General features: G+C 58.4%; 15 protein-coding genes. 7 read left to right on the forward strand and 8 right to left on the reverse strand.

Features of this window, described 5'->3' with window-relative positions:
• The 3 genes from ACQR03_RS30095 to ACQR03_RS30105 form a co-directional block, all read left to right on the forward strand.
• Positions 1–223: hypothetical protein (locus tag ACQR03_RS30095; RefSeq protein ID WP_434842211.1), on the forward strand; the 223-nt coding region annotated here is incomplete at its 5' end.
• Positions 224–325: 102 nt separating this feature from the next.
• A complete protein-coding gene (locus ACQR03_RS30100) occupies positions 326–2269 on the forward strand; it encodes an ATP-dependent nuclease (RefSeq protein ID WP_434842210.1) in 1944 nt (647 codons plus the stop codon).
• Entirely contained in the window at positions 2266–3927 is a 1662-nt protein-coding gene (locus ACQR03_RS30105) for a UvrD-helicase domain-containing protein (protein ID WP_434842209.1), read from the forward strand. Before ACQR03_RS30100 ends, ACQR03_RS30105 begins: the two co-directional genes overlap by 4 nt.
• Before the next feature lie 36 nt (positions 3928–3963).
• Here the strand turns inward: ACQR03_RS30105 and ACQR03_RS30110 are convergent, their stop codons facing one another.
• The 8 genes from ACQR03_RS30110 to ACQR03_RS30145 form a co-directional block, all read right to left on the reverse strand.
• Complete coding sequence (locus ACQR03_RS30110; RefSeq protein ID WP_434842208.1) at positions 3964–7275, reverse strand: UvrD-helicase domain-containing protein; 3312 nt, start codon at positions 7273–7275, stop codon at positions 3964–3966.
• A complete protein-coding gene (locus tag ACQR03_RS30115; protein WP_434842207.1) occupies positions 7272–9911 on the reverse strand; it encodes a PD-(D/E)XK nuclease family protein in 2640 nt (879 codons plus the stop codon). Before ACQR03_RS30115 ends, ACQR03_RS30110 begins: the two co-directional genes overlap by 4 nt.
• Before the next feature lie 8 nt (positions 9912–9919).
• A complete protein-coding gene (locus ACQR03_RS30120; protein WP_434842206.1) occupies positions 9920–10867 on the reverse strand; it encodes a hypothetical protein in 948 nt (315 codons plus the stop codon).
• Between the two features lie 790 nt (positions 10868–11657).
• Positions 11658–12329: a metallophosphoesterase family protein gene (locus ACQR03_RS30125; RefSeq protein ID WP_434842205.1), complete on the reverse strand. Its 672-nt coding sequence runs from the start codon at positions 12327–12329 to the stop codon at positions 11658–11660.
• Positions 12330–12402: 73 nt separating this feature from the next.
• On the reverse strand, positions 12403–12993 hold the full coding sequence (locus tag ACQR03_RS30130; protein ID WP_434842204.1) for a DUF4339 domain-containing protein: 591 nt from the start codon (positions 12991–12993) through the stop codon (positions 12403–12405).
• Positions 12994–13973: 980 nt separating this feature from the next.
• Positions 13974–14666, reverse strand: a complete 693-nt coding sequence (locus ACQR03_RS30135; RefSeq protein ID WP_434842203.1) for a hypothetical protein — start codon at positions 14664–14666, stop codon at positions 13974–13976.
• Positions 14667–15274: 608 nt separating this feature from the next.
• The gene (locus tag ACQR03_RS30140) at positions 15275–15616 is read right to left on the reverse strand and encodes a DUF2958 domain-containing protein (RefSeq protein ID WP_434842202.1); all 342 of its coding nucleotides are present in this window, start codon (positions 15614–15616) and stop codon (positions 15275–15277) included.
• Positions 15609–16799, reverse strand: a complete 1191-nt coding sequence (locus ACQR03_RS30145) for a PGN_0703 family putative restriction endonuclease (RefSeq protein ID WP_434842201.1) — start codon at positions 16797–16799, stop codon at positions 15609–15611. Before ACQR03_RS30145 ends, ACQR03_RS30140 begins: the two co-directional genes overlap by 8 nt.
• A 390-nt stretch (positions 16800–17189) precedes the next feature.
• Here ACQR03_RS30145 and ACQR03_RS30150 point away from each other — a divergent pair, with 390 nt between their 5' ends.
• The 4 genes from ACQR03_RS30150 (at position 17190) to ACQR03_RS30165 (ending at position 22734) form a co-directional block, all read left to right on the forward strand.
• Positions 17190–17777: a hypothetical protein gene (locus ACQR03_RS30150; RefSeq protein ID WP_434842200.1), complete on the forward strand. Its 588-nt coding sequence runs from the start codon at positions 17190–17192 to the stop codon at positions 17775–17777.
• A 405-nt stretch (positions 17778–18182) separates the two neighbouring features.
• Positions 18183–20231, forward strand: a complete 2049-nt coding sequence (locus tag ACQR03_RS30155; RefSeq protein ID WP_434925369.1) for an AAA family ATPase — start codon at positions 18183–18185, stop codon at positions 20229–20231.
• Positions 20228–21571: a hypothetical protein gene (locus ACQR03_RS30160; protein ID WP_434842198.1), complete on the forward strand. Its 1344-nt coding sequence runs from the start codon at positions 20228–20230 to the stop codon at positions 21569–21571. The genes ACQR03_RS30155 and ACQR03_RS30160 overlap by 4 nt, the downstream gene beginning before the upstream one ends.
• Positions 21571–22734: a hypothetical protein gene (locus ACQR03_RS30165; protein WP_434842197.1), complete on the forward strand. Its 1164-nt coding sequence runs from the start codon at positions 21571–21573 to the stop codon at positions 22732–22734. Before ACQR03_RS30160 ends, ACQR03_RS30165 begins: the two co-directional genes overlap by 1 nt.
• The last annotated feature ends 93 nt before the right edge of the window (positions 22735–22827 follow it).

Here is a 22827-nt window from a genome sequence, read left to right on the forward strand (position 1 = left end):
GGCTGCGCTTCATGTCCTGGTCCTTGTCGTGGGCCAGAACGAACTCAAAACTGGATTAAGCCCAGGGGGCAAGGTCATCTTCAACGCGAAAGCCGGGCCCTCGCGTTACTCCAGCCGGATAGTTTTGTTTCTTTCAGGACTGATTTGCTTCAAAGGTCTGTACTTGCATGGGAAAGTAGGGAACTTTCTGGTACAAACACAAGCACTTCATGGAGCAGCCTAGCCGTCCGGTCGGAATCCGTGTCGGAGGAGCAACCTGGGCCGGAAACTCCATATCTTCGCTTCCTAAACGAAGCTTGATTGGCATCACGGGAGTGGGGAAAATATGAAGCTTGTGCGCGTGCGATTAAGCAACTTTAGGTCGTTTGGTCCGGACCACACAGAACTAGATCTCGACGATCTGACGTTTTTTCTTGGCCCCAACGGGGCCGGCAAGACGGCCATCCTGCAAGCCTTCGCGAGGATGTTCAGCCTCGATCCTGCGCAACGCAAGGTGAAGAAGTCCGACTTCCACGTCCCTCATGACGAGAAGCCGAACGAGGCACCAGCGGAGCGGAAGCTGTGGATCGAAGCTGATTTTGAATTTCCCGAACTCTTAGGCAAAGGGAGCGGCAAGGCGGCACCTGCGGTTCCAGGCAATTTTGCCCATATGCAGTTGGCCGGCGTCAAAGGGCCCGTGCAAGTGAGGTTTCGACTGCATGCCAAACTCGATCAGGATGGCGACGTCGAGGAGAATTTCACGTTTGTCATCAAGGTGGACGACGATGGAAATCCGCTAGAGGAAGGACGCGTAGCCAAGCATGATCGGAATGCAATCCAAGTCCACTACCTACCTGCTCGCCGCGACCCCGCTGATCACATCTCCTACTCGACTAACGCGCTGTTGGGACGCGCGCTACGCGCAGCGGATTGGGCGGCGGCGCGCGAAGAGATATCCGATCTGACGGAGAAGATCAGCTCAGCCCTCGGTGAGAACGGAGCCATCGAAGGGATAACGAGTGCGCTGGCCGCTCAATGGGGCAAACTGCACAAGGGCGACTATTTTGCAGACCCATCGATCTCCTTCGGTCGTAGCGAACTTGAGAATCTTCTGCGCCATCTGAGCATTGGCTTTGCACCAGGCCACGGGGAGCAGCTGGTCGACTTCTCTCGTCTTAGCGACGGACAACAGTCGATCTTGTACCTCTCGATTGTACTTGGTGTGCATCAGATCGGCACCAGGGTGCTCAGCGGCAAACTAAGCGACGCATTCGACATCGACAAACTGCGACCCGCCGTCTTCACTCTGATCGCCATCGAGGAGCCCGAGAACAGCCTCTCGCCGCACTACCTTGGGCGGGTGGTCAGGACTCTGGAAGAGTTCGCCAAAGGGCAGGATGCGCAAGCCGTGCTTGCCACCCATTCCCCTTCATTGTTGCGGCGGGTTCCTCCAGAGAGCGTTCGATACATGCGGCTCGACGAGCAGCGGACAACAGTTACCAAGCGTATCGAATTGCCCCGCGATCAAGAGGCACTCAAGTTCGTGCGCGAGGGCGTTCAAGCCTTTCCAGAGCTCTATTTCTCGCGGTTCGTGCTTTTGGGCGAAGGAGACAGCGAGGAGGTGGTTCTGCCGCGGCTCATGGCTGCAGACGGAATCCTCACGGACGACGCTTCTATTTCCGTCGTTCCGCTGGGTGGCCGACACGTCAATCACTTCTGGCGCCTGCTGCATGGTCTCGGCATACCGCATGTCACGCTGTTGGACTTGGATCTCGCACGGCACCAGGGAGGATGGGGCCGAATAAAGTATGCCGCCAAGCAGCTGCTGGCGTACAGCGATGTAGCGAAAATCGGACTGAAAAGTGATCAAGTAAAGTCTATTCCAAAATGGGACGACGACAAGGGCTTGATGGTGGACGATGACGGATGGTTCGCTCGCCTCGAAGAACACGGCGTGTTCTTTTCGTCGCCACTTGATCTCGATTTCCTCATGATGACCGCCTATCCGGCGGCATACGATGTAAAGGATGATGACCTGGAGGACCCCGACGAGGACGGATTAAAAGCTGTGCTAGGCAAGAATCATGACGTTGTCGGAAACCAATACACGGATGAGGAACTGAAATACTTCGATGCATACAACTCGCGCTTCAAGCTCGGCAGCAAGCCAGCTTGGCACATTCAGGCGATGGCCAGCCTGACGGATAAGGACCTGCTGGACGGGATGCCCGATGTGCTTGATCGGCTACTCAAACGCATCCGCAAAGAGCTGAAGGCCTTGCCAGAATGATCAGAGTTGACCGATGGGCTCCGTCGGACAATCTCAAGCTCGAACCAAACGCCTTGGTTGCCGCGACAGAGATTGATCGAAATTTGGCTCTGACCGCAGGCCCGGGCGCCGGCAAGACGGAGATGCTCGCGCAGCGGGCGGACTTTCTCCTGCGAACCGGCACATGTCGCTATCCAAAGCGGATACTTGCCATTTCATTCAAGGTCGACGCGAGCCAGAATCTGAAGGCAAGGGTTCGTATGCGGTGCGGCCACGAACTGGCTGCGCGGTTCGACAGCCATACGTTTCATGCTTTCGCGAAGCGAATTATTGACCGCTTCCGCCTTGTGCTGACTGGCCGAGACGCTCTCGATCCCGGCTACAGCATCGGACCGAGGCGTATTCAAAAGCAGTCGATCACCTTCGCCGACATGGTTCCGCTGGCGGTAACGATCGTCCAGACGAGTGAGATCGCGAGGAATGCCATCCGGCAGACCTACAGCCACGTCTTTCTCGATGAATTTCAGGACTGCACAAAGGAGCAGTACGAGCTGATAACTGCCTGCTTTCTTGGCTCTGGCGCTAAGCTCGTCGCTGTCGGCGATACTAAGCAGCGGATCATGGGGTGGGCCGGTGCGCTGGAAGGCATCTTCAAGACCTACGCGTCGGATTTCGGGGCAAAGCCACTGAACCTCTACCAGAACTTTCGCTCAGCACCGCGACTTCGTCGGATGCAGAATGCGATGGTTCGCGTCATGGACTCCGCCGCCGCGCTCGACGACGGCGAGTTGCAAGGGGAGGAGGGTCAGATCGACATTCTTCGCTTCAAAGATGCCAACGAGGAAGCGTCACATCTCGCCGATGCCATAAGTAGCTGGATAGACAACGACGGCATTGAACCTTCTGAGATCGCGGTGCTCGTCAGCAAGCAGCAGAACCTTTACTGCCAAGAACTGAGCGCCGCACTGGCAGCGCGGAAGGTCCCGTTTCGCGAGGAAGACCAGGCGCAGGATCTCGCCTCTGAACCTGTTGTGCGCCTAATAACGGACTTTCTTCTCGTGGTCGGCGGCAGTGCTCAGCCGGAGGCGTATCGCCGGCTGCTCGACGCCGTCGTTTACAGCGAAGAGCTCGATGACGAACAGGAGTACCGTGCTCGCTCCCGGTGGGAGCGGTTCGTTGGCGGCGTTCGCCAGCGAATTTCAGACAAGCAGCTGAAGCTCAGTGATCGCAACACCGCCAAGACTTTGGTGGGTGAACTCATCGCGACGGTCGGACGGGACGCCGTAGTGGCCCTTTCAGCGGACTATGCGCAGGGCAACCGGTTGGACCAATTGGTTGAGGATACCGTGACTCGGATATCCGATCTGCTCGCCGACGGAACAGAGCTATCTACGGCGCTTTCCGCCTTTTCGGCTGATCGAGCCGTCAGGATCATGTCGATCCACAAGAGCAAGGGGCTGGAGTTCGACACCGTGATCATGATGGGCGTGGAAGAAGAGACGTTCTGGGGAAAGATCGACGAGGAGCGTGCTGCATACTTCGTCGGAATTTCCCGCGCGAAACGGAGACTCCTGCTTACTGTCTGTGAGCATCGCGACAGGCCCAAGGGAGCGACGCGATGGGATGCCGAACGAACGCAACACGCGGAGTTTCTTGGATATGCGGAGGCCTATGCCTGACCATTACTCACGAGTGCTTAACCAAGTTGTGACCTCTCAGACGAGGTTCTTGCCCTCAACGCTGGGATTCCTGCGGATCCACCGAATTTCGCCCGACGTCATGTAGACGACGGCCCCCTTCTCTGCTCCACTCAATTCAAGATATTCGAGCAATTGGCTCGCATAGGCATCATGGTTATCCTTCGTGGGTGCCACGTCGCTTTTCCAGTCAAACGCGGCGACGGCGGTGCCGGCTTCGAAAGCGATAGCATCGGCGCGAGCAGACACCAGAACCGTCCCGGAACGGGCACCAAAAAGCGGTACCTCTGGAATCAGCTTTGTGATGTAGGGCATCAGCTCGCTATGTGAGAAGGTGCGCAAGGCGGTGGTAGCCATCTCCAAAGGATCAGGTTTCGCCGAACCGGCTGCTTCTTGTGAGAGTATCGAGGCCCGTTCGGTCAGATGTGCGAGGTCCGGCGGCAGCTGGCCCGTCAACAATTCCTCCATGAGCTTGTGCAGGACTATCCCGCGCAGGACACCGGCTCCAACAACAACTGCCTCAACTCCGGGATCTCCCTCGTCGGCGCCGATATCGATTGTTGCGCGGTCGAGCAGTTCTCGATCTACATCTGCTAGACTGGGACGGTACCACTCGATCCCAGGGTTCTGCTGATCGATGCGTTCGAGTTCAGCGACAAAAATCGCGGCCGTTTGATCGTTTGCCCCGGAAGGCAGAGGCGGTTCGACAGGTTGTGGTGACGGGTGATCTATCTCCGCAAGTGTGGACTGACCTAGATTAAAGAATTTCGCCCAACCGCCGTCGGGAGTCCAACTGGGGGCGGGAAGGACGAGCAAGTCGAGAGCCCGAGTGCAAGCGACGTAGAGCAGCCGTTCGCGTTCATCTGAGGCTTCTGCCCGGTCGGCTGCAACTGCTGCATCAAGCGTGCTTGAAATCACGTCGCCGAGGGTCCAGTGCACGCTGTTGTCGATCGAACGAAAGAAGAAATCATCGTCGTTTTCTGGCATGGTCACAAAGTTGATCGGAATGACGATCGGCCATTCGAGACCCTTCGCCTTGTGAACGGTGACGATGTTGATGCTGTCGTTTTGATGATCCGACGGAGCTTCGTCGGTTGGGAGTTCAGTCTCCCACTCGGAACCTAGATCAATGGCCAGTTGTTTGAGGCCGCGTACATGGTAACTTCGTGCGCGCTCGAGGAGAATGCCGATATTGCCCAGTGAGCGGACCTGTTGATCTGAGCCCCGGCCGGCGATGCTCGGGACAATTCGGAGGAGCTCGACTGCCTCGGAAAGCAGCGCGTAAGGCGTCGTCCCACGTCGCTTGCGCCACATTGCTTGCAAGCCCCGGATGACATGATGTGCGACAGGATGCTGCACGCCCGAGATATCCGTGTTCAGGTTTAAGGTAGCGTCCTTGTCCTGCTCCCGCAGGCCATGAGTGATATCGAGGAGTTCGCGTTCGGTGAGACCTATGAGTGGCCCGCGAAGGAGTGCCCCCAAGGCTAGGGTATCGCGACTATCCGCCAGCGCGCGCACCAGGGCGACGAAGTCTTGAGTCTCTTGTCGCCGATAGAGGTTCTTGCCCGCCTGCGAGGCAACCGGTAGTCCTTTTTCTTCGAGAGCGCGTTCGTATCGCCAGAGCTGCGTCCGCCGAGGAACCAAGAGAGCGATGTCACCTGGTTCTGCGCGCACGATCTTCCCGCTTGAGCGGCGAACCCACACATTTCCGACAAGGCTCGCGCAAAGATCAGCCACCGCCTTCGCTTCGAGATCACGGATTGGGTTAACATAGCTGTTTGGGGGAACGTCGTAGCTCAGCTTTGCGATGCTCTGAATGCGGCTGGGATCTTCGGTAACGGTCGGCTTGAGGGCGGCATAGCCGCCTTGCTGCCTTGTCAATCGTTGGGCGAAAACCCTATCGACATGTTCGAGGATGCTCTTTCCAGAGCGAAAGTTTGCCGAGATCGGGAGAACATTCCCTGGAAACTGCGACTCGACCGCCGAACGTGCGCGCAGATACGATTTGAGGTCGGCACGACGAAAGCGATAGATCGCTTGCTTGGGATCGCCGACCATGAACAGCGCTCCGGGTCGAAGGCTGTGGCCGTCCCACGACTCTGAGTCTCCCGGCTCGCTTGAGATGAGAAACAGGATTTCTGACTGGATGGGGTCCGTGTCCTGATATTCATCGACGAGAATATGGCGATAGCGCGCCGCGACTTCTTCCCGCACCGTCGTCCGCGCGCGCAGGAGTTCTCGTGTGCGAATAAGAATATCGTCGAAGTCGAGCACGGCGGCGCTGCGCTTGAAGTTATCGAATGCGGCAATGAGTTCGTCTGTTTCGCCGAAGAAATTGGTCAGCAGCGTATCGGCGATCGCGCCTATGGAATCGGCAAACAGCTTTGTGCACCGCTCATAGTGCTCCTTGGCTGCTGCAGAGAGTTGAGGGCCATCATTCTTACCTGCCGATCTCGACCAAAGGTTTATGCGTCCCTTGTACCGGGTAATAGTGTGTCCTCCACGCGGGAGCAGCGCGTCGCTTTTCAGATGAACGAGTGACCACAATTGCGAGAAGTCGAGAGTGCCCGAAGTTGCTGGCGCGAGCGCACTAGCGAGTTGTTCAAGCGCGACGACGTCGTCCGTAGCTTCGTTGGGGGCCGCGACGCGACCGATCCAGCGCCGAAAGTCGGCTACTGCGTCGACCAGCTCGTGGACTGGGTCAGCATAGTGGGGCGGCGGTAGCGGTCGAGCCTCTGGATGAGAACGACGAAACTTGGCCAACGACTTCAGCGTCTTGACTGCGAGATTAGGGTCGTGCGCAGCCATGACGACGATCGGATCACCTGGCCGCGCATCATGTCCGAGCCGTCCGTTAAGCCAGGAGTCGAATATGGCCTCGAAGGCGAGGTCGGTCTGCTCCGCATCCATGACGGCAGCGCCAGGATCGATACGCGCTTCTACTGCGTAGCTCTGAAGAATGCTCAGGCAGAAACTGTGGATCGTCGAGGCCGTGAGTTCGCCAATGCTCGTTCGTGCGCTGGCCAATGCCTTGGCTTGATCTTCGCTCAGAGGTCGCTGGCGAAATGCAGGCTCGAGGTCTTTCGGTACGATGCGATTGACCAACATGCCGGCGAATTTGTCGACCCGCTCGCGGAGCTCGGCGGCTGCGCGCTCCGTGAAGGTGATGGCGGCGATGCTGGAGGGCGGGCGTCCTGCGGCGAGCAGCATGACCACACGCCCGGCAAGGAGTGAGGTCTTGCCCGTGCCCGCCGACGCCTCGACTAGGAGCGTAGAGTCCAGATCCGTGAGCGCGCGCTGCCGTTGCGTATCGTCGGGCCCCGGCGTCACTTCGTCCCCCAATAGGCTGCGAGTTCTCGACCTGCCGCTTCGCGAATGGCGTTGCTTTTGCGCTCGATGTAGCTGACGCCTGCGGGTAGAGCGATCCTTCCGAATCGGTCGGGCATGGTGGCAATGCCCGGATAGACGACGCCGGCCTCTAAGACGCCGCGCGCAAGCTTCACCCAAGCAGCGACCAAATCAATGAAGCCGTCAGGATTCTTGAGAGGCGAAGCCTTGACCGGCGGACGAAGATAGATCAGGCGAGACACCAGTGGCTGTGTGTCAGGTAACAGTTGGCGGCAGCCCAGCGAGTAAAGGACACGCTGCAGTTCCGCGCCGCCGTTGATGTTCATTTGATCGGGGTCCTTTGGCCTCTGTCCGGTCTTGTAGTCGGTGACCCGCACAGCGGTTGCTGAAGCGCGAAGATCGAGGCGATCGATGGTGCCACGGATGTGAATCCCCGTGCCTGGGAGAACGACCGATTGAGCCGGGTCCCACGGCAAGGAGTTAGGTGTGTCACCTTGGCGTAGTTCGCCGCCGAACGGCAGTTCCGTCCAGGAGCGCGTTCCAGCTTCCGTGAACGTCTCAAAAGTAAGCCCGGCTAGACTCATTTCGGCCGCCTGCCTGACCGTGTTGATCCAAAGCACGGGGGGCGGCACATTCGTGACCAATGGCCAACCATCGATTACGTGAGTGGACGCTATCGCAAGGGCTTCCTCGATTTCGTGCCGCGCAGCTACCGTGAATCCAGGCTCCGGCTCGAGGTGATCGACTGTGCGTCGAAGCAGTTCGTGGACAAGACGGCCCATATCGTCGGATGGGAGAACAAGTCCACGTTCTTTGTGAACCAGATCGCGCCATCCCAACGCGTAGTACCAAACGTAGGCCAGAGGGTCTCGCAGAAGTCGTGATAGCGACGTGGCCGACTGGGGCTTATGGAGCAGTGCCGACAGGAGCGGATGCTCCACTGCTACGAGGCCGTCGTGCGGCGTGAGGCTTCGCAAGCCCCAGCTGTGCCAAGCGGCCATCGCGGAGGAAACGATCGGATCCGCGCTCCGGTCATGTGGCCGGGCAAGGAGACGATCAGCTTCAGTCAGCGCATGATCGGTTGGCCTTTCTCGATGATAAACTTCGATCTTTTCGACTTCCGGGATAAGACTGCTCAGTCCGACTCGTTTGCCTTCGTTGGTTAGCCTTCCGCTCGAGAGCATTGCCTCTTGAGTGAAGGCGAGAATGTTTTCGAAGCAACGTCGATCTGCTGCCTCTATCGGGTCAGGGTCGAGCAATGCGGACGCAACAATGTAATCGGGTAAGATCGGATCCAGGCCGCTGCTGCGCGGCCATCCGCTAACTGTGAGGCCCAATAGCCATGAGAAGCGACGGGGCGATGCAGCAAGCTGATCGGCTGAGCACCACACGACAGAATCAGCAGGGTCCCGGTCGTCGGCGACACGCAAAGTCTCGAGCGAGAACATGAGCGCGGACGCAGGCGCTGATCGCAAGGCTTCGTCCCAGAGCCTGCGGGAGCGTCCGCGAAGCAGCAACTTGGCTGCCTCTTCGGCACAAGCCGGACCAGATTCAAGGAGCTTCAGGATGGGCACCAGGATCGATGCGGTTTCGGGAAACGGGGCGAGGGCGCGTTCCCAATCTGCCGCGGTTGAGAGGGATGCTTCACTCGATACAGGTAAGCTGCGATCTGGCAGGTCATCCAAGATTGTTCCTTGGTTGGCAGCCAGGGAAAGCAACCTGCGCATGCGAGCTTGGCTTAGTCCACTCTGCAGCGCGTCTGCGAGGGCTGCACAACGTTGACCGTCTCGCGTTGCGAGCGCCGGCCGCCCGTGAACGAAACACAGCGGCAGGTCAGACGCCAAGGCGAGCGCAAGCACGTAGTCATCCCAGGCCGCTGGATCCGTTGTCGTGATGGCGATTTCGGAAGCGCGCGCTCGCCCGGAAGCGAGAAGTTCGCGGGCCCACCGCATGGCTTCAAGGGCCTCGTGATGCGGGTCTGCGCAAGACACCGCGCGGCTCTTTCCGGTCTTGGCGGCGGCATGTCTAGGCGTGCCGTTGAACCAACTGGTCTCACAGAAAGCCGGCGCGTCCCAATCAACCTGGATTACTTCTCGCAAATCATTGATCAGCGGCCGCCAGATTGGGTCGAGGGCGTGAACCCCCTCGATGCGAAGCGGACCGACTACGCGAGGAGCGGACTGCACTGCGGCGCGCGCTAAATCGCATAGGTCAGGGAGGAGGCATTCGCCCGGCTGCAGTTTAAGACGTACCGCATCTTCAATTCGTGCCAGATCCCGGATACGCGGCCGCGCGGCATGCGGTTCGCTCCGTAGGTCGAAGCCTGAGCGCCAAACATTCTGAAGGGAGCGGAGCACGGCCCGGGGTGTTCCGGGCAGGTCTGATATTGGAGCAATGTCCTCCAATAGGTCCGGCTGCATCAGCGCTGTGCGAATGCCGATTTCAATGCTCTCGCGGGAGGCAGGGCGTAGCAGTCCGCCTGCAAGGCGTGCCGCCAATAGCGAAGGCGTGAAGATCTGGAGGCCAAGCTCATGGCCCCGTGCGGCCGAAGCCCGACGCATTGCAAAAGCAAGGCGGCCCTGAACGAGCACGCTGTGAAGGATGTGGCCATCAGCCATATCCGAAATCAGACCTTCACGCCAGCTAGCGCTGACCGAAATGCCTCAAGTGGCCTTCGAGATGGAAGCACGAAGCCCTTCGGCATCGTGATGGTTGTCTTCTCGCGCTCTCTTTTACACGACAGCGAGAGTAACCCAGCCTCGTACTTTCTGCGCTTTGGGTTGTCGTGTTCATTCGCTAGCTTGCAAATGGCCGTCAACGCCATAGGCTGGAAAAACTCTTCCACTTCACCGAGCGTGTCGAGGATTGCTTCTGTTCGCTTGGCCAAGCCTTCCATTTTGCTCCGAACGGATCCTATCAGCCTGGCGACCTTTTCAGGTTCTCCGGCAAGCGTGATCTGCGCCGCAGCGAAGTCCGCCATCAACCGGCTGAACTCCTGCCTCACGTCCAGGCCGGGAGCACACAACCTCTTCGGCAATGAGGCACCGATGATCTGGCGATCCATAGAAGCGGCGGCGGGCAGCGTATCGAAGACCCATGGCATCTGGGTCTCCAGCTGGCCGCGCACTCGGTTAAAGTGCCGGAAGACTTCCGAACTCGAGATCGCGTTGAGGTACTCGACGAAGGGGGTTATCGCGACCTTGATTTCACGTACGCGCCGTAGTGCATCCTGGCGACTGACCGCCGCGTCGAAGTCGGCGGTGTACTTCTCGAAGTCTTCGCCGTAGATCGTCTTGGCGCACATCCAACCGACCAAGAAGCGGGACTCGCCCTTGCGCATGACGAAGCCGGCAAGGTGTTGGTGGTGGCCGTGTACGCAGGAAAACATCTCCCTCTCTGATTTCCTGAGATCGTACTTGTATTCCACATAAGGCTCCTCGTGGCCGGCCGGAAGTTCATAGACGAGGTTGGGTAGGCTTTTGGGATCATCAGTCATTAGCTCCGTGTCGAGGAGCTGGTCATCGCTCAGTGTTTCCCAGTGGCGTCGCGTGGTGCGGGCCTGCGGTCTCGACATTCAAGCTCCTATCGTTGGTTGCAGAATGCGACTCAGTACTACGCAAGGATTATACCCAGTTCCGCTTCCGTTCCGCTAATAGGTTTCCCTATACACAGGCTTGACTCAGTATTCTTTGTTCGTTTCTTTGGCGGATGGACCGTCGTTCCCGCCGCCCGGACCGTTGACCGGGTGCACCCCGATTCGTTCGTGGTGAAGGGCGTTAACGGCATCGTGGTTGCGACTATCCATTGCTTGGGTGACCTTCAGAAGTGGGCTTTCGGGCACGGCAAAATGAGCTCGGAGGAGGCCAGAAAGATCGCCAAGGCCATCGCTCGCATGACTCAGTTCACGATGAAGCGGCGCGGGTTCAACGCGCGAGGGCCTGGCAACTTCTGATGGAGGATGGCGCGACTATTTCACGCTTCGAGGACAGCTAAGTCGAGCGCAGTTGGACGAGATCAATGCGCTCTGCCGGTTCACGACGCGATCGGAGGGAAGAGACGCAAGGAGGGTTTGTGGTGCGTCTACCAAATTGGCCAACAGCTTGATGCAAGGATGGCTTGGGATAGATGCAAGTGTCGCTGGCTGCTTGATGAGGAGTTGTCGTAGCCGGAGCAGCCAGTGAACATGCTGACGATGAAGGAAGTCAGTTGACTTAAGCTTGCAACGAAAAACGGCAGACCTGCCCGTGGGGGAGCTCGCTTTTGCTGTTCGTGCTGAGATCATCGCTCGTGGCGGAAAGGTCGATGATCACTGATGGCACGATTGAGGTTGGCCAAGCCGTCGCTGATGGTAACACTAAAGCTTATCAGTCGCGAATTGGGTTTGCGGAGAGAAACCCAACTGGGGCTGCAGTGTGTGCAGCAAAAACCGCGGACGTCAGAGCGCGGCCATATACGGCGCCGGTATCGATGTTGACCCTGTTGGAGCGTCGGTCAGGGACGCCGCTGGGGATTGGCGTGTGACCGTGCACAATGAATCGCCCGAAATCAGTGTCGCTCGAGAGAAATGGCTCCCTGATCCAAAGCAAATCACGCGGGCGTTGCTGATGCAGCGGTCGCGCAGGGTGTACGCCCGCGTGGACGAAATATCTCTGCCCGTCATCATGGAAGAGAGGCAGAGAGCGAATCCAGTCGATGTGCTTGGCAGGAAGTTCACGTGGGGCGGTCACTCTGTAGCTCTTCAGAGTGGAATGAGCTCCGTTCTGGCGCCAGTTAAGTTCCGCGTCTTCGCCTTCGAGCGCGGCGAGCAGCAGATCCTCATGGTTGCCGCGAAGGCATATGATTTCGTCGGGCGACCATTTCTGTAGGTCAATCAGATAGTCGATTACACCTCGGCTATCTGGCCCACGATCGACATAATCGCCAAGGAAGATGAACTTTGCTCCTTGCGCACCTGCTTCGCGCTCGCAAAGCTCAATGAGGCGCTGAAGTTGGTCTAGGCATCCGTGCACGTCCCCGACCGCGAAGGTCTTGCTCATAATATTAGTCTCTTAGAACGCTGCGTTCGGTCGTCGCAATGAAGCGGCCCGTGATCCAGGCATGAGCTGCTAGTTACCGCAAGAAGAAGCCGCCGGGCAGCGACATCAAGATTGAGATAACGAAGCAGACAGCCCATGCGATCCCATAACTCGGAAATTGTCGCAGCCGTTTCGCCCGGAGGAACAGGTAGACGGGGGCCAGCAGGATTCCAGACAGGGTGAGCCACTTGTCAAAATACCCAGCGCGCTTGAGCTGGCGTTCGTCGGCCAGACAAAGTGCCGCGTTGATCACAGCCGGTACTAAGAAGTTAACGAGAGCGAGTATTGGATGGTCCTCATAAGGGTTCTCAAGCTCGTAGGCTTGGACAACCCCGGTGAGCAGCATATAGCCAAGCGGCGCGATCGCAATCGTCCAAGCGAGTGCGTTATTCACATGATTCGTAGCGACCGGCGGCGGAGTGTCGCGCAAGTAGGCGCCTAGTTCGGTACTTCGGAGTGATCGCCAATCGGCGAATCCTTTCCGCCAAATCAGTGTATCGCCGGCGATTGATTCCGATTGCACGAGTTCCAGCATCTTCGTGCTAGAGAATGGCCCCTTTCGCTGGCCTTGCTCAATGAAGTACCAGTCGTGGCCATCGGTGATAGCTGGGTCAAAATCGTTCAAGTGTACCCCCGTCTCGAAAGCAAAAGGAGCCAAGCAACTTCAATTGTTGTCCAGGATTCAGCTGAGCATCGGGGATGTTTCGCGAACGAAGCGATTGCCCTTGGGGCACAGGAGGAAAGCCGCTAACGATCAAAGCGGCAGTCTGCCGTTCGCGGAGAACCTGCTTGAAAAGGAAAGAGCCCCTCACGGGGCTCTTTGAGCTTCGCACGTTGCGGGTTATCAGCTCTCAACGGGTTTCCGGGGTCCCTCACCGCGCCAGCGTGCCTAACCGCTGCTCTGGGAAGACTCGCACGAAGCGTCAAAGCGGGGTTCATTTTAGTTTTCAGGATATTGCGGCCATTTCGAAGTGGGTGGGTATGACCCGGCGACGCGGAATTTGTTTTGGGGATTCGACTAAGCTCTCGTGGTTGGACTGCCTCTTGATGCACTCGGCGTTGACCAGGCGAGCCTCTCTTGCTCGACACAGAGCCATGAATAGGCGTTGCATTCGTCCGCGCTTGAGGCAGGCCCGCTGGGATACTGGGAGCGGGCCGTGGGGACTCATAGCTAAATTGGTTCGGCGTGGGACGTTGTGCTGAACGAAAGCCGTAGCAATGAAGGGGTCGCAAGTCCCGGGCCGGCCGATGTGCGCCTGGTGATGAAGCGCCGTCTCGGCGATGGCGCAGGGCGGGGTTCACAGACTTGAATGTTTAACCAACGGGGGCGGGCCGGGGCAGATCCTGTTCGCATCTCTGCTTAGCCTTATACCTCTGTCCTGAACTCGTTGGGGAAAGGTAGGGAAAGGCAGGGAAGGGTGGAGTGGCGGTTAGGTGGGCGGAGGGGTGGGCCGACAGGTCGGCGGGGGCAGAAAAATATAGTGGTCGAGCGCGAGGTCGTGCCGCTGATTTTTGCGCAATGGCTAGAGCGAAGCGACTGCCAGCATGCCGAGCCTGGTCAATGACCAAGCCGACGGAGCAGAGGAGCTCGGTGAGTCAAACAGCTCAGGCGACAAGCTTGTCAGGGCGTATGCGGACGAAGACCGGATGACGGAATTGGCCGTTAGGCGTGAACTGCATGCAGCTCACTTCAATCACTTGGCCAACCAATCTCTGAGCCTTAGCGTCTGCCCATAAAAGTTCCCGCTCGATATCTGTGAAGCCGGCACCAACGGCACCCCTGGTCGTTGTGACGAAGCCCAACCGGCCGCGGTGCTTGCCCCTCCCTTCAGCGTATCCGGTGATGGCGACGTCGTGCGTCTCCGCCGGCTTGACTTTGATCCAAAGGTCGCCCCGACGAAGGACAACACCCTCGTAGCCGCGGTCATTAGCGCGTTGCAGCTGGGCGCAGACGTCTGTGGGGGTGGGATTGGTCAGATTGCCCCAATGAAGGCGCGGGTCGAGGGGGGCGAGCCCGTAGAGGTGCTCTTGTGCAATTGAAGGCGTGCCCGCGCTGGGACGCCTTGTCCTGGTCGCTCTGATCGTGTCGCAGAAGTTGTTGACGAAGACCTCGCAGTCACGCGGTTGGCCCTCTCGCCACCGCGGAATGTTATGAAGTGGCTTGTTGGCCCTGCTCACCCAGCCGCTCTCGTCGTGCCAGATCGCCCGGACCCCGTCGACTTTGAGCGTCACCAGCCAGTCGCCGACCAGCGCCCTTCCATTCCATGAACGGGGATTGTTGATCTTGGGGGCAGTCATGCTTGTTCGTGGCAGCTCGCTTGTCGTCTGGGATTCGGGGAAGGCATCGAGATGTTGCGTGCACGCAGCCGTTCAATGCGAGAGGGGCGGGTTGCCGCGAGCCCTCTCTCTTGCCTCGTTCGAACATCGATGAATGCGGTCTTCAGAAGCGCAGCCTTGCCTAACCTTCCAGCCTGCGTGGAGAGGAAGGGGTAGGGTGGGGTAGGATGGAGGGTAGGAGGAGGGGGTAGAGGCGAGTGGGTGGGGGCAAAAAATATAGTCACATTTCACGCATCGGCCGCGCCATTTTTTTGCGCCATTGAATGAGCGATGAATGAACGCTGTCCATTGCCTGCGGCAAGGCGTTCTGGATGCGACCAATAAGAGGACACCACCCTTGTCGGGCTCGTATTACGTCCTAGTGCCCGAGATAGTCACATGCACAAGCTGCGACCTTTTGAGAATCGATCGGTGAAGTATCAGCGCGGCAGTTCGGACACGTGTCGTCGCAACCGCAAGACCATGTGTCTTCCCACACCGTCCCGCAGCTGGCGCATTCGTAACTATTGATGAAGGCAGGCTGACAGTGGGGCTCATGGTCCCACTGATGACTGCACTGCTTCCTTCTCTTACGCAACGATGCGGCCTTTGGCTCGGGCTTCAGCAGCGTATGCCGAGATCGGCTTGTCCGCGGTGAAATGAAGGTCCCGTTCCACGGGAAGGCCTAGCTGTCCCCTAACCTCCTTGATCTCCGCGAGACTCACATACCCGAGCTCTGCGCAGCCGAGTCCAAGGTCGCAAAGACCGAATAAGCGGTTCGGCTCGTCGAGGTCGCATTCGGTGAGGAGCCAAGTCGCGCCCGCGTCAGGAGTGAAGAGCTTGACGACAGGAAAGTGGTCGCGCTCGTCTGCGAGGGCGTTGGCAAACAGTCGGATGCGATCTTCCACTGTGAGCAGCTCTGTCTCAGTCATGAGAGGCCTCCGCACGGTCGGAGACACCGGCCTGGTCGTCCGGTTGAGTGGGGCTGGTGCGGGAGCCCCGTTTGCGAGGCCGCGCCTTGCTCTTGGCGTTGGGGGCGGGTGTAGCCGTCGCAGATTTCGGTGGCTCGCTGCGCGGTGCCTGTGGAGCAATGACGGCGAGGGCGGCATCATAGACGCGCTGGAAGTCGCAGTAGCGTTTCCAAAGCTGATCCGCTGTTTCGCGGTCGCCCGCCACGTCAATAGCGTCGATCAACGTCTCCAGGGTGAAATGCTGGAAACGCACCCTGGTGGGATCGTCATCAGGGACCGGGAGCAGTTCGTTGGCATAGACTCGGAAAGCAGCGTTGGCGCGCCGGTTGAGGCGAGGCCCGATGCCGATGAACATCGCTCGCGGTGTGATGCCGTGGTCGACCGAGAGCTGTGCGAGGCAATGCTCCCGCATCAGCTGCTCAACGAGCGGCGATCGAAGAACCGTGCTCTCGGGGTCCTTGTAGAGACGAACCTCCTTCAAGGCCTGATCATAGCGCTCTCGCCATCGGGCGACGGTGGTCAACTCCTCGGAGTACTTGACCTCGGCGTAGACGATGCCGGACTCGCCCTCGGGCGTTGTAACGTGGATGGCGAGATCGAAGGCGGTGCGGTCGGCGAGGAAGCGGTCATCGCGGCGGCCGGGCGAATGCTCGAAAGCTATTCGTTCGACGGATTGGATGAAATCCGGCAGCAGTTGGCGCAGGACGGCTGTTGCCAACTTCGTGTCCTGGGCGAGTGGACCGAACGCGTTGACGACGAGCGGCATCGAGCTCAACGTGTTGGTCATGAGGCGATCCTCATCGACTGCCGCGTCCTCCTCACGAAGCAGGAGCAGTTCACGGAGCGCTAGGAGATGAACTTGCGGGGAGATGAAGTTCCGCCCGGCATCTGCGGCGTCAGCTCGGAGGTAGGAGCCAAGATGAGCACCGCGCTCTTCCGCTGCGGCGTTCGGAATTCCCTGGTCGCGCATCCACAGAATCTGCAGGAGGCGTGCTGCGCGCCGGAAGCGCGAATCGATCAAACAGTGCGAGTCGTAATGTTTGGCGACGGCGTCACTGACGAATGGCGTCCGGGAAAGCTGCTTGAATGTCGAAGTGGACGAAGGAAGGTGATCGGCGGGAGAAGGGCTGGACGAGGAGGTCATCTGAATGTCCGCGTTGTTGAAGCGCGGAAGATTCGATGAGGGGTGGGAGAAATTAACTGTGCAAAGGGTCGGGCAGACGCGAAGCGTGCAACGAATCGGAGAAGGTGAGTAGGAGGAGTTTCAGCCGGTGAGCGAGCACGTACCTCGTCTTCCGCGCGGTGAGCGAATGGGTACGCCAAGCGGGGCCCTGTATCTAGATCGAAATTGATCCCGGGCTACCTTATATAGAGCCATGCATTCGTCGCATGCGGGCTCTCCATGAGCGCATACAAAGTAGGGCCTCCAAAACTCTATATCTGAAGGTGAGAGACTTCTCGCCGACCAGGCGGAGGGTTCCCCTCACATGAAGGGGAGCCATGGTGGTTCCCCCTGCAGTGGAACCACGGAACTATGTTTGACACCCGCAGACAAACCGACTGCGCAGCCAGTTGGGCCTACTATTCGCGACAGCAAGAACTGGCGCTTGCCGGAAAAATCAGCATCAGAGAAATCACAACGGCGGTCGTCGGCGACAATTGCTCTTTTGTCGTACGCGATGGCGTCCAGCATTCAACTGTCTCGGAGGCCCTCAGTGAGTTGCCCTTGCCTGCCCCGCCGGACGAGTGCATCGATTTTCTGGGCGGATGTTTCTTTGCACATCGCTTGATCCCGGTCGCTGATCCTCTCGCGGAAGGTGCCACCTGGCCGACCATCGTAGTGCCGTCAGAAGACGATCTGGCTTTCTTCTGTGACACCGAAGAAGACGATGAACGCGTGCTTGAGACCCTCCGCGCCTGGCGTGCTCGCGTGGATGAATTTGCGTCCACGACTCCTTGCAGTCCATTTGGCTGGATTGGCGGAATCTGGGTACCCCATCCCGATAATCCCGAGGAAATGAGCATGCGTTGGCCCTGGCTTCATCGCCCGTACGGTCCGGAAGGTCGATCGGGCGATCCCCGATTGTTCGAGCTCTTTAAGATTTCTGTCGATCGCCGCTGATGGAAATCGCGCGTCCCCGGAACCCAGTGCGAAAGCTCCAAACCCAACGCGACCGGCCACCCCAGGGTGGCCGGTCGATTTGCATTAGCGTTTATGCGTCAGGATGGCCGGTGGCGTGTGCGGCCTCGGAAAATGCATCAACCTCTCAGCATTCACGAGCTCTCCCCCGCCAGCGAATCTGGGCGAGCTGGCAGAGGTTGCGCGGAACCGACTTCACAATGAGCAACCAAGCCGAAGCTTTCGCGCTCTGCGATGCCTGTCCCTCATGACGCATTGAAGGGACTCAGCACAATAGCGGGCACTTGACCGCCGCGGAATAGAGCAACAAGAACGTATGTGCCCCCGGTATGATTTGCCAGTTCCACCGCATTCGCGCGGGTGCAGCTGATCGACTCAGGAAATAACGTGACGCGTCTTGCCTTGAAATATCGTCCGAGAACCTTCGAAGAAGTTGTCGGCCAGGAATATCCAAAACGGATCATATCCCAGCTCATTCTAAACGGGCAAAGCTGTGCAAACTTGCTTCTGCACGGCAGCGTGGGATCGGGCAAAACCACGCTCGTTCGGATTTTCGCTGGGGCGCTAAACTGCGAACGCCCGACGAATTCAGGCGACCGTTGTTTCGATTGCGATCGATGCAAAGCCTTGAATGCCGGGGATGATGCCGGGTTCTACGAACTGGATACGCCCAAGTTTAGGACGCGGAGCACGCTGCAGAATGAGATCGAGCGCGTGCTAGAAGCCGCGAAAGACGGCAGACGCACGCTGATCTTTCTCGACGAAGCTCACGTCCTGTCGAAGTACCCGGATAGCTTCGAGTTCCTGTTGAAAAGGGTCGAGGAGCCGCCGCCCGGCGTCTCTTTCTGTTTTGCAACCACCGCGGTGGAAAGGATTTCCAAGGCGTTGCGCTCCCGGACCATCAATCTAGAGCTTCGTCCCTTAACTCATGAGCAGAGTGTCGGTCTTCTCGCCCGTACCGCCAGCGAAGAGGGTCTTACCTTCCATCTCGAAGCGCTTTCGCTTTTGGCGGGTTTGGGCGAACACCAGCCGAGGAACATGCTTCAGGCTCTCGACAAGATGAGTCTGATCAACGACAAGACTGAAATTACTCGGGATCGGGTCGCTGAGGTTTTCGGTGTCGACTACATCGAACATCTCATCCAGTATTTCGAGGCTCTTGGGTCTGGCGACTTAAAGCTGCAGATGACCAAGTTCTTGCGGTGGCCAGATAGCGTTCGCAACAAGGCCCGTCTGATCCAGCTGTTCCTGGTCGGACTGTACTACGTCGAACTCTGTGGACTAGACGTGTCGGTCGAGCCGGTCATCGCTTCCATCAGAGAAGAGGAGCGTCGTCGCGTCACCAACGCGTTTACAAAGCGGCTACCGAGCGTGAATCTGAAGGCGTTTTTCGAAGGCTTGTTGAACGTCTGGCCTGTCGTCACTGGTGATTTGAGTGATGAAGCGCTTTTGGCGGTCTTGATGCACTTTCAGGCCATGGCGAATCGCGGCGAGATCGTTACGCGATCGAACGAGATCGAGCGCATCACGCCGGAGCCCGTGGCGGAAGCCGAGCCAGTAACTGGGTCCCCCCGCAGTCTCCGCAAGCGGGCTGATGAGGATGTGCCGGACGATCCAGCCTACCTGCACCGGAGCGATGTTCGGGAAATTTTTGCCGCTGCTTCGTTTTTGGTGCAGCAAGGCCAGCATCCGTTCAATGCCCGAATTACGATTCGGCACCGCCTCTTCGGTCATGCAAGTCAACCTGAAGCGTCTGAACATTTTAAGCTGTTCAGCCAGGCTCTCAAAGGACAGCTAAAAAGGCTCGGTGGTTCCGGCCTCCGCATCTTCGTTCAGGAGCGAGACGAGAACGAGGGATCGTGCGGTCGCGTGATCGCCCATGTTCCGAATGCAGAGTTGGCCGACCGGTGGCTGAAAAAATGGCACAGAGGCAGCCGCGTAGCGGGCAGGGAAGACGACGCGATCACGCTCGACATGGTGCCGGAGGGCGAAAGGCTTGATGGGCACTGGAGCTGCGTGCGGTGGCTGTGTGGTGGCTTCAACCCGACTGATCCGATCATTGCGAAACTGAACATCGAGATAGCGTACCGCCGTGTTGCCGGAAACATTGGCAGGCGGACGCGGCGCGACTCTTCTGAATCTTTGACGGCCAAGGCCCGGGCTAAAGCAGAGCTTGAATGCGGTGTCGCTCTCGCCTCTGCGTTCGATGACGAGCAATGGGACCGCTTGTACGACGGCTGGGAGTTGGAGGAACGCACCTACCGCGAAGAGCAGAGGCCGCTTTGGCAGGTAGCCCTTGCCGACGTGGTGGCACGGTATCCCCTGGATGGCTCGGCTCGCTCGAAAGAAGTGCAGAACTACGAAATGGAGGAACTGCGCAAGCGTTGGGAGGCATGCGCTACAGTCCGACCGTGGTCAATTTGGAGCCGGTCATGAGCAAGCCCGTGACGATGACGGACATCGAGTTTGTGCAACTGCCCGAGCTCACCCAGAAAAACCATCTCTATCTCTATCGTGACAATTCGGCGCTCCTGCGTGCCGCCGTTCGCGCGAGGGTGATCAGGGGGGCCGAGCTCGATGGGCGCGAGCTGAAAGATATTTCGACATGTTCCCAGCGCGTTGTGAAACCGCGCCCGCTCGTCCTGGAATCGCAGAATCGAGGATCGGCAAGTGCCGCTCGTGATAGACTGACGGGTTCCGGCCAGAGCGATGCTTCAGCGGAGCCGTCTGAAAATGTGCTTCTGCCAAGTTTGCACGTGACGGTTGCTGAAGTTTCCTTGTTCGGTGACACGCTCACCGTGCACGATCTAGGCGATAGGACGCTAAAGCATCCACCGCTGGATGACGTCGAAACTGCCTTGGATCTAATCGCAAGAGATGCTGCGCTGCAGTCACTTTGCTTGTTCGTGCCGGACACGCACGAAGTCGTCAAAACCGATGCTTGGCGCGCCGCCGTCGAAACCACCGGCTTCATTGAGGAGCCGATGGTAACACTTGATAATTACCTCGCTGTCGCGCGGAGTTACTTTCCGCAAAGCCGCCTGGGTAATCTGGGTCACCTCTCGGACAATCGACGCTTTTTGACTCGGTTGAGGAAGTTCGTCGAGCAGGGGACGTGCACGCCGTTCGAACTCTCGATTCAGATCGATATGATTGTGTTGGGTGAAATGGAGGGCGGCGAATTCCGTGAGGCCGTGGAGGCTGAGACGAAACGCGCAAGACGGTTGGTGCTGCCCGAGACGCTGAGGCGGTTCTTGGATAATCGCGATAGCGTGTCATTCTCAGCACTGATGCAGTTGATCGACGGCCTGCACCATGACCGAATGCTTGAGCCCAATGAAGTCTTGACGAGGCTCTATCGCGCGACAACCGCAACCCTGGAAAGTCGCGACAGGCGCTATCGACGGCTTGAAGATCCCCTGCATTGCGTGTGGGCCGCCTTACTCTTGGCGAATGAGCACAGCTTTCTGAATGGGAATGCGTTCGTTGCGATGGACTATCTCTGTCAGAGATATTGTCGAGAAGCTGCAGGGACAATGTGGTTTTCTGATAACTGGCAGGCAATCGCCCCATTGCTGGAGATCACCGCAACAGATGAACCGAGCCGACTAGACAAAGCTCGGCTTGAATTGCAGCGCGCCCTGCGCGCGCGGCTGAAAGCGATGAAGGGAGGCGAGGTCGATTGGTTTCATCTTTTGGTCCGCTTGTCTGAGGTCCGAGGAGCGACTGATTCCTTAAATGAACAGCTTCCCATGGAGATCGGAGAGGCCGATTGATGGGACAGTCTCTGGAGACTGATCTGAAACAGGAGCGGCCGCGCTCATTCAAGGACATCTTGGGTCATGAACGGTGGCTCGAGACATTGCTGTCTAACCTGAAGAGGGAGCGCGCAACGAATTCGCATCAACCCATCGCTTTGATTGGCTCCCCAGGCGTCGGAAAGCGAACTTTGGCGAAAATGTATGCGCAGGCGCTGCTTTGTGAGCAAGAGCTTGACGCGCGTATCGACGCAGCTCCCTGTGGCCAGTGCGACGAGTGTCGGGCCCTGGAGAGATCAAGTCTGGCCTATGTCGAAATAGATGTACGTGGGGATGATGAGGACAATGATGTAAGAGCGCTGGAGAGAGTGCAAGGTGAGGCCCTTCATACGCTGATTGAGCGCGATGGCGGCTTGAATACTGCTTCGGTGCGGGTCGTCGTGTTCAACAACTCCGAAGAGTTCACGGGCATGACCGCGGATATCGCATTGAAGACGCTGGAGCGGGACGTCACGTCGAGCTTGTATGTGTTCGTCGTGAATGACGAAGCGCGGTTTTCGGCCGCATTGCGATCGCGTTGCAGCGTGTATCGGGTAGGACCGATATCGGTGGAAGATATGGTCGATCGCATGTCGTTGATGTGCGAGGGGCGGTCGGTTGCGTTCGATGAAGCGGCCTTGCGAGCAGTTGCGGTAGCCGGCAGGGGGTCCTTTGGCGAAGCCTTGGCTATTCTCGCGCGTGCTGAACGGCACGGGGATGTCACGGTCGACAATTTGGTCCGCGAGCCGGAGTTCGGCTGGGGCCCGACGATGCTGGCGTGTTGGCGCGCGGTGCTGAGCGGTCGCCGCGACGAAGCAATGTCGCTGTTTGAAAATATTGGTATCGACGGCCCTATGCGGGTGAGAGCCATGCAGGCATTTCTCATAGAGTGCCGCATTCGCCACGTGTCGGATGGTTTGCTTGCGGGCGCGAGCGTGAACCCGGCGTTGGATCTCATAGCGGCCGGGAGCTGGGAGCGCATTCTGCGGGATTGGGCAGGGTGGTCTCGGGAGCGGGGGATCGAGGTCAATGAAGCCATGGAGCGGGCGCTTGGCTTCTGGGCTTCAGTGAGGATTGGCGTGCCTTGGAGGGCCGCTTTCCTCAAAGGCTATGAAGCCCTAACCGCAACTAGGTTCGACTAATGACGTGGAGATGGCGACCGGAACAGCTCCAATTTAGCCACTCTCGCGTTTGTTGATTTAGAAATGTTGATTTGGCACCTCGATTCCTGTTGG

It is taken from the genome of Bradyrhizobium sp. HKCCYLS3070 (assembly GCF_051167575.1).
Classification (GTDB): Bacteria; Pseudomonadota; Alphaproteobacteria; order Rhizobiales; family Xanthobacteraceae; genus Bradyrhizobium.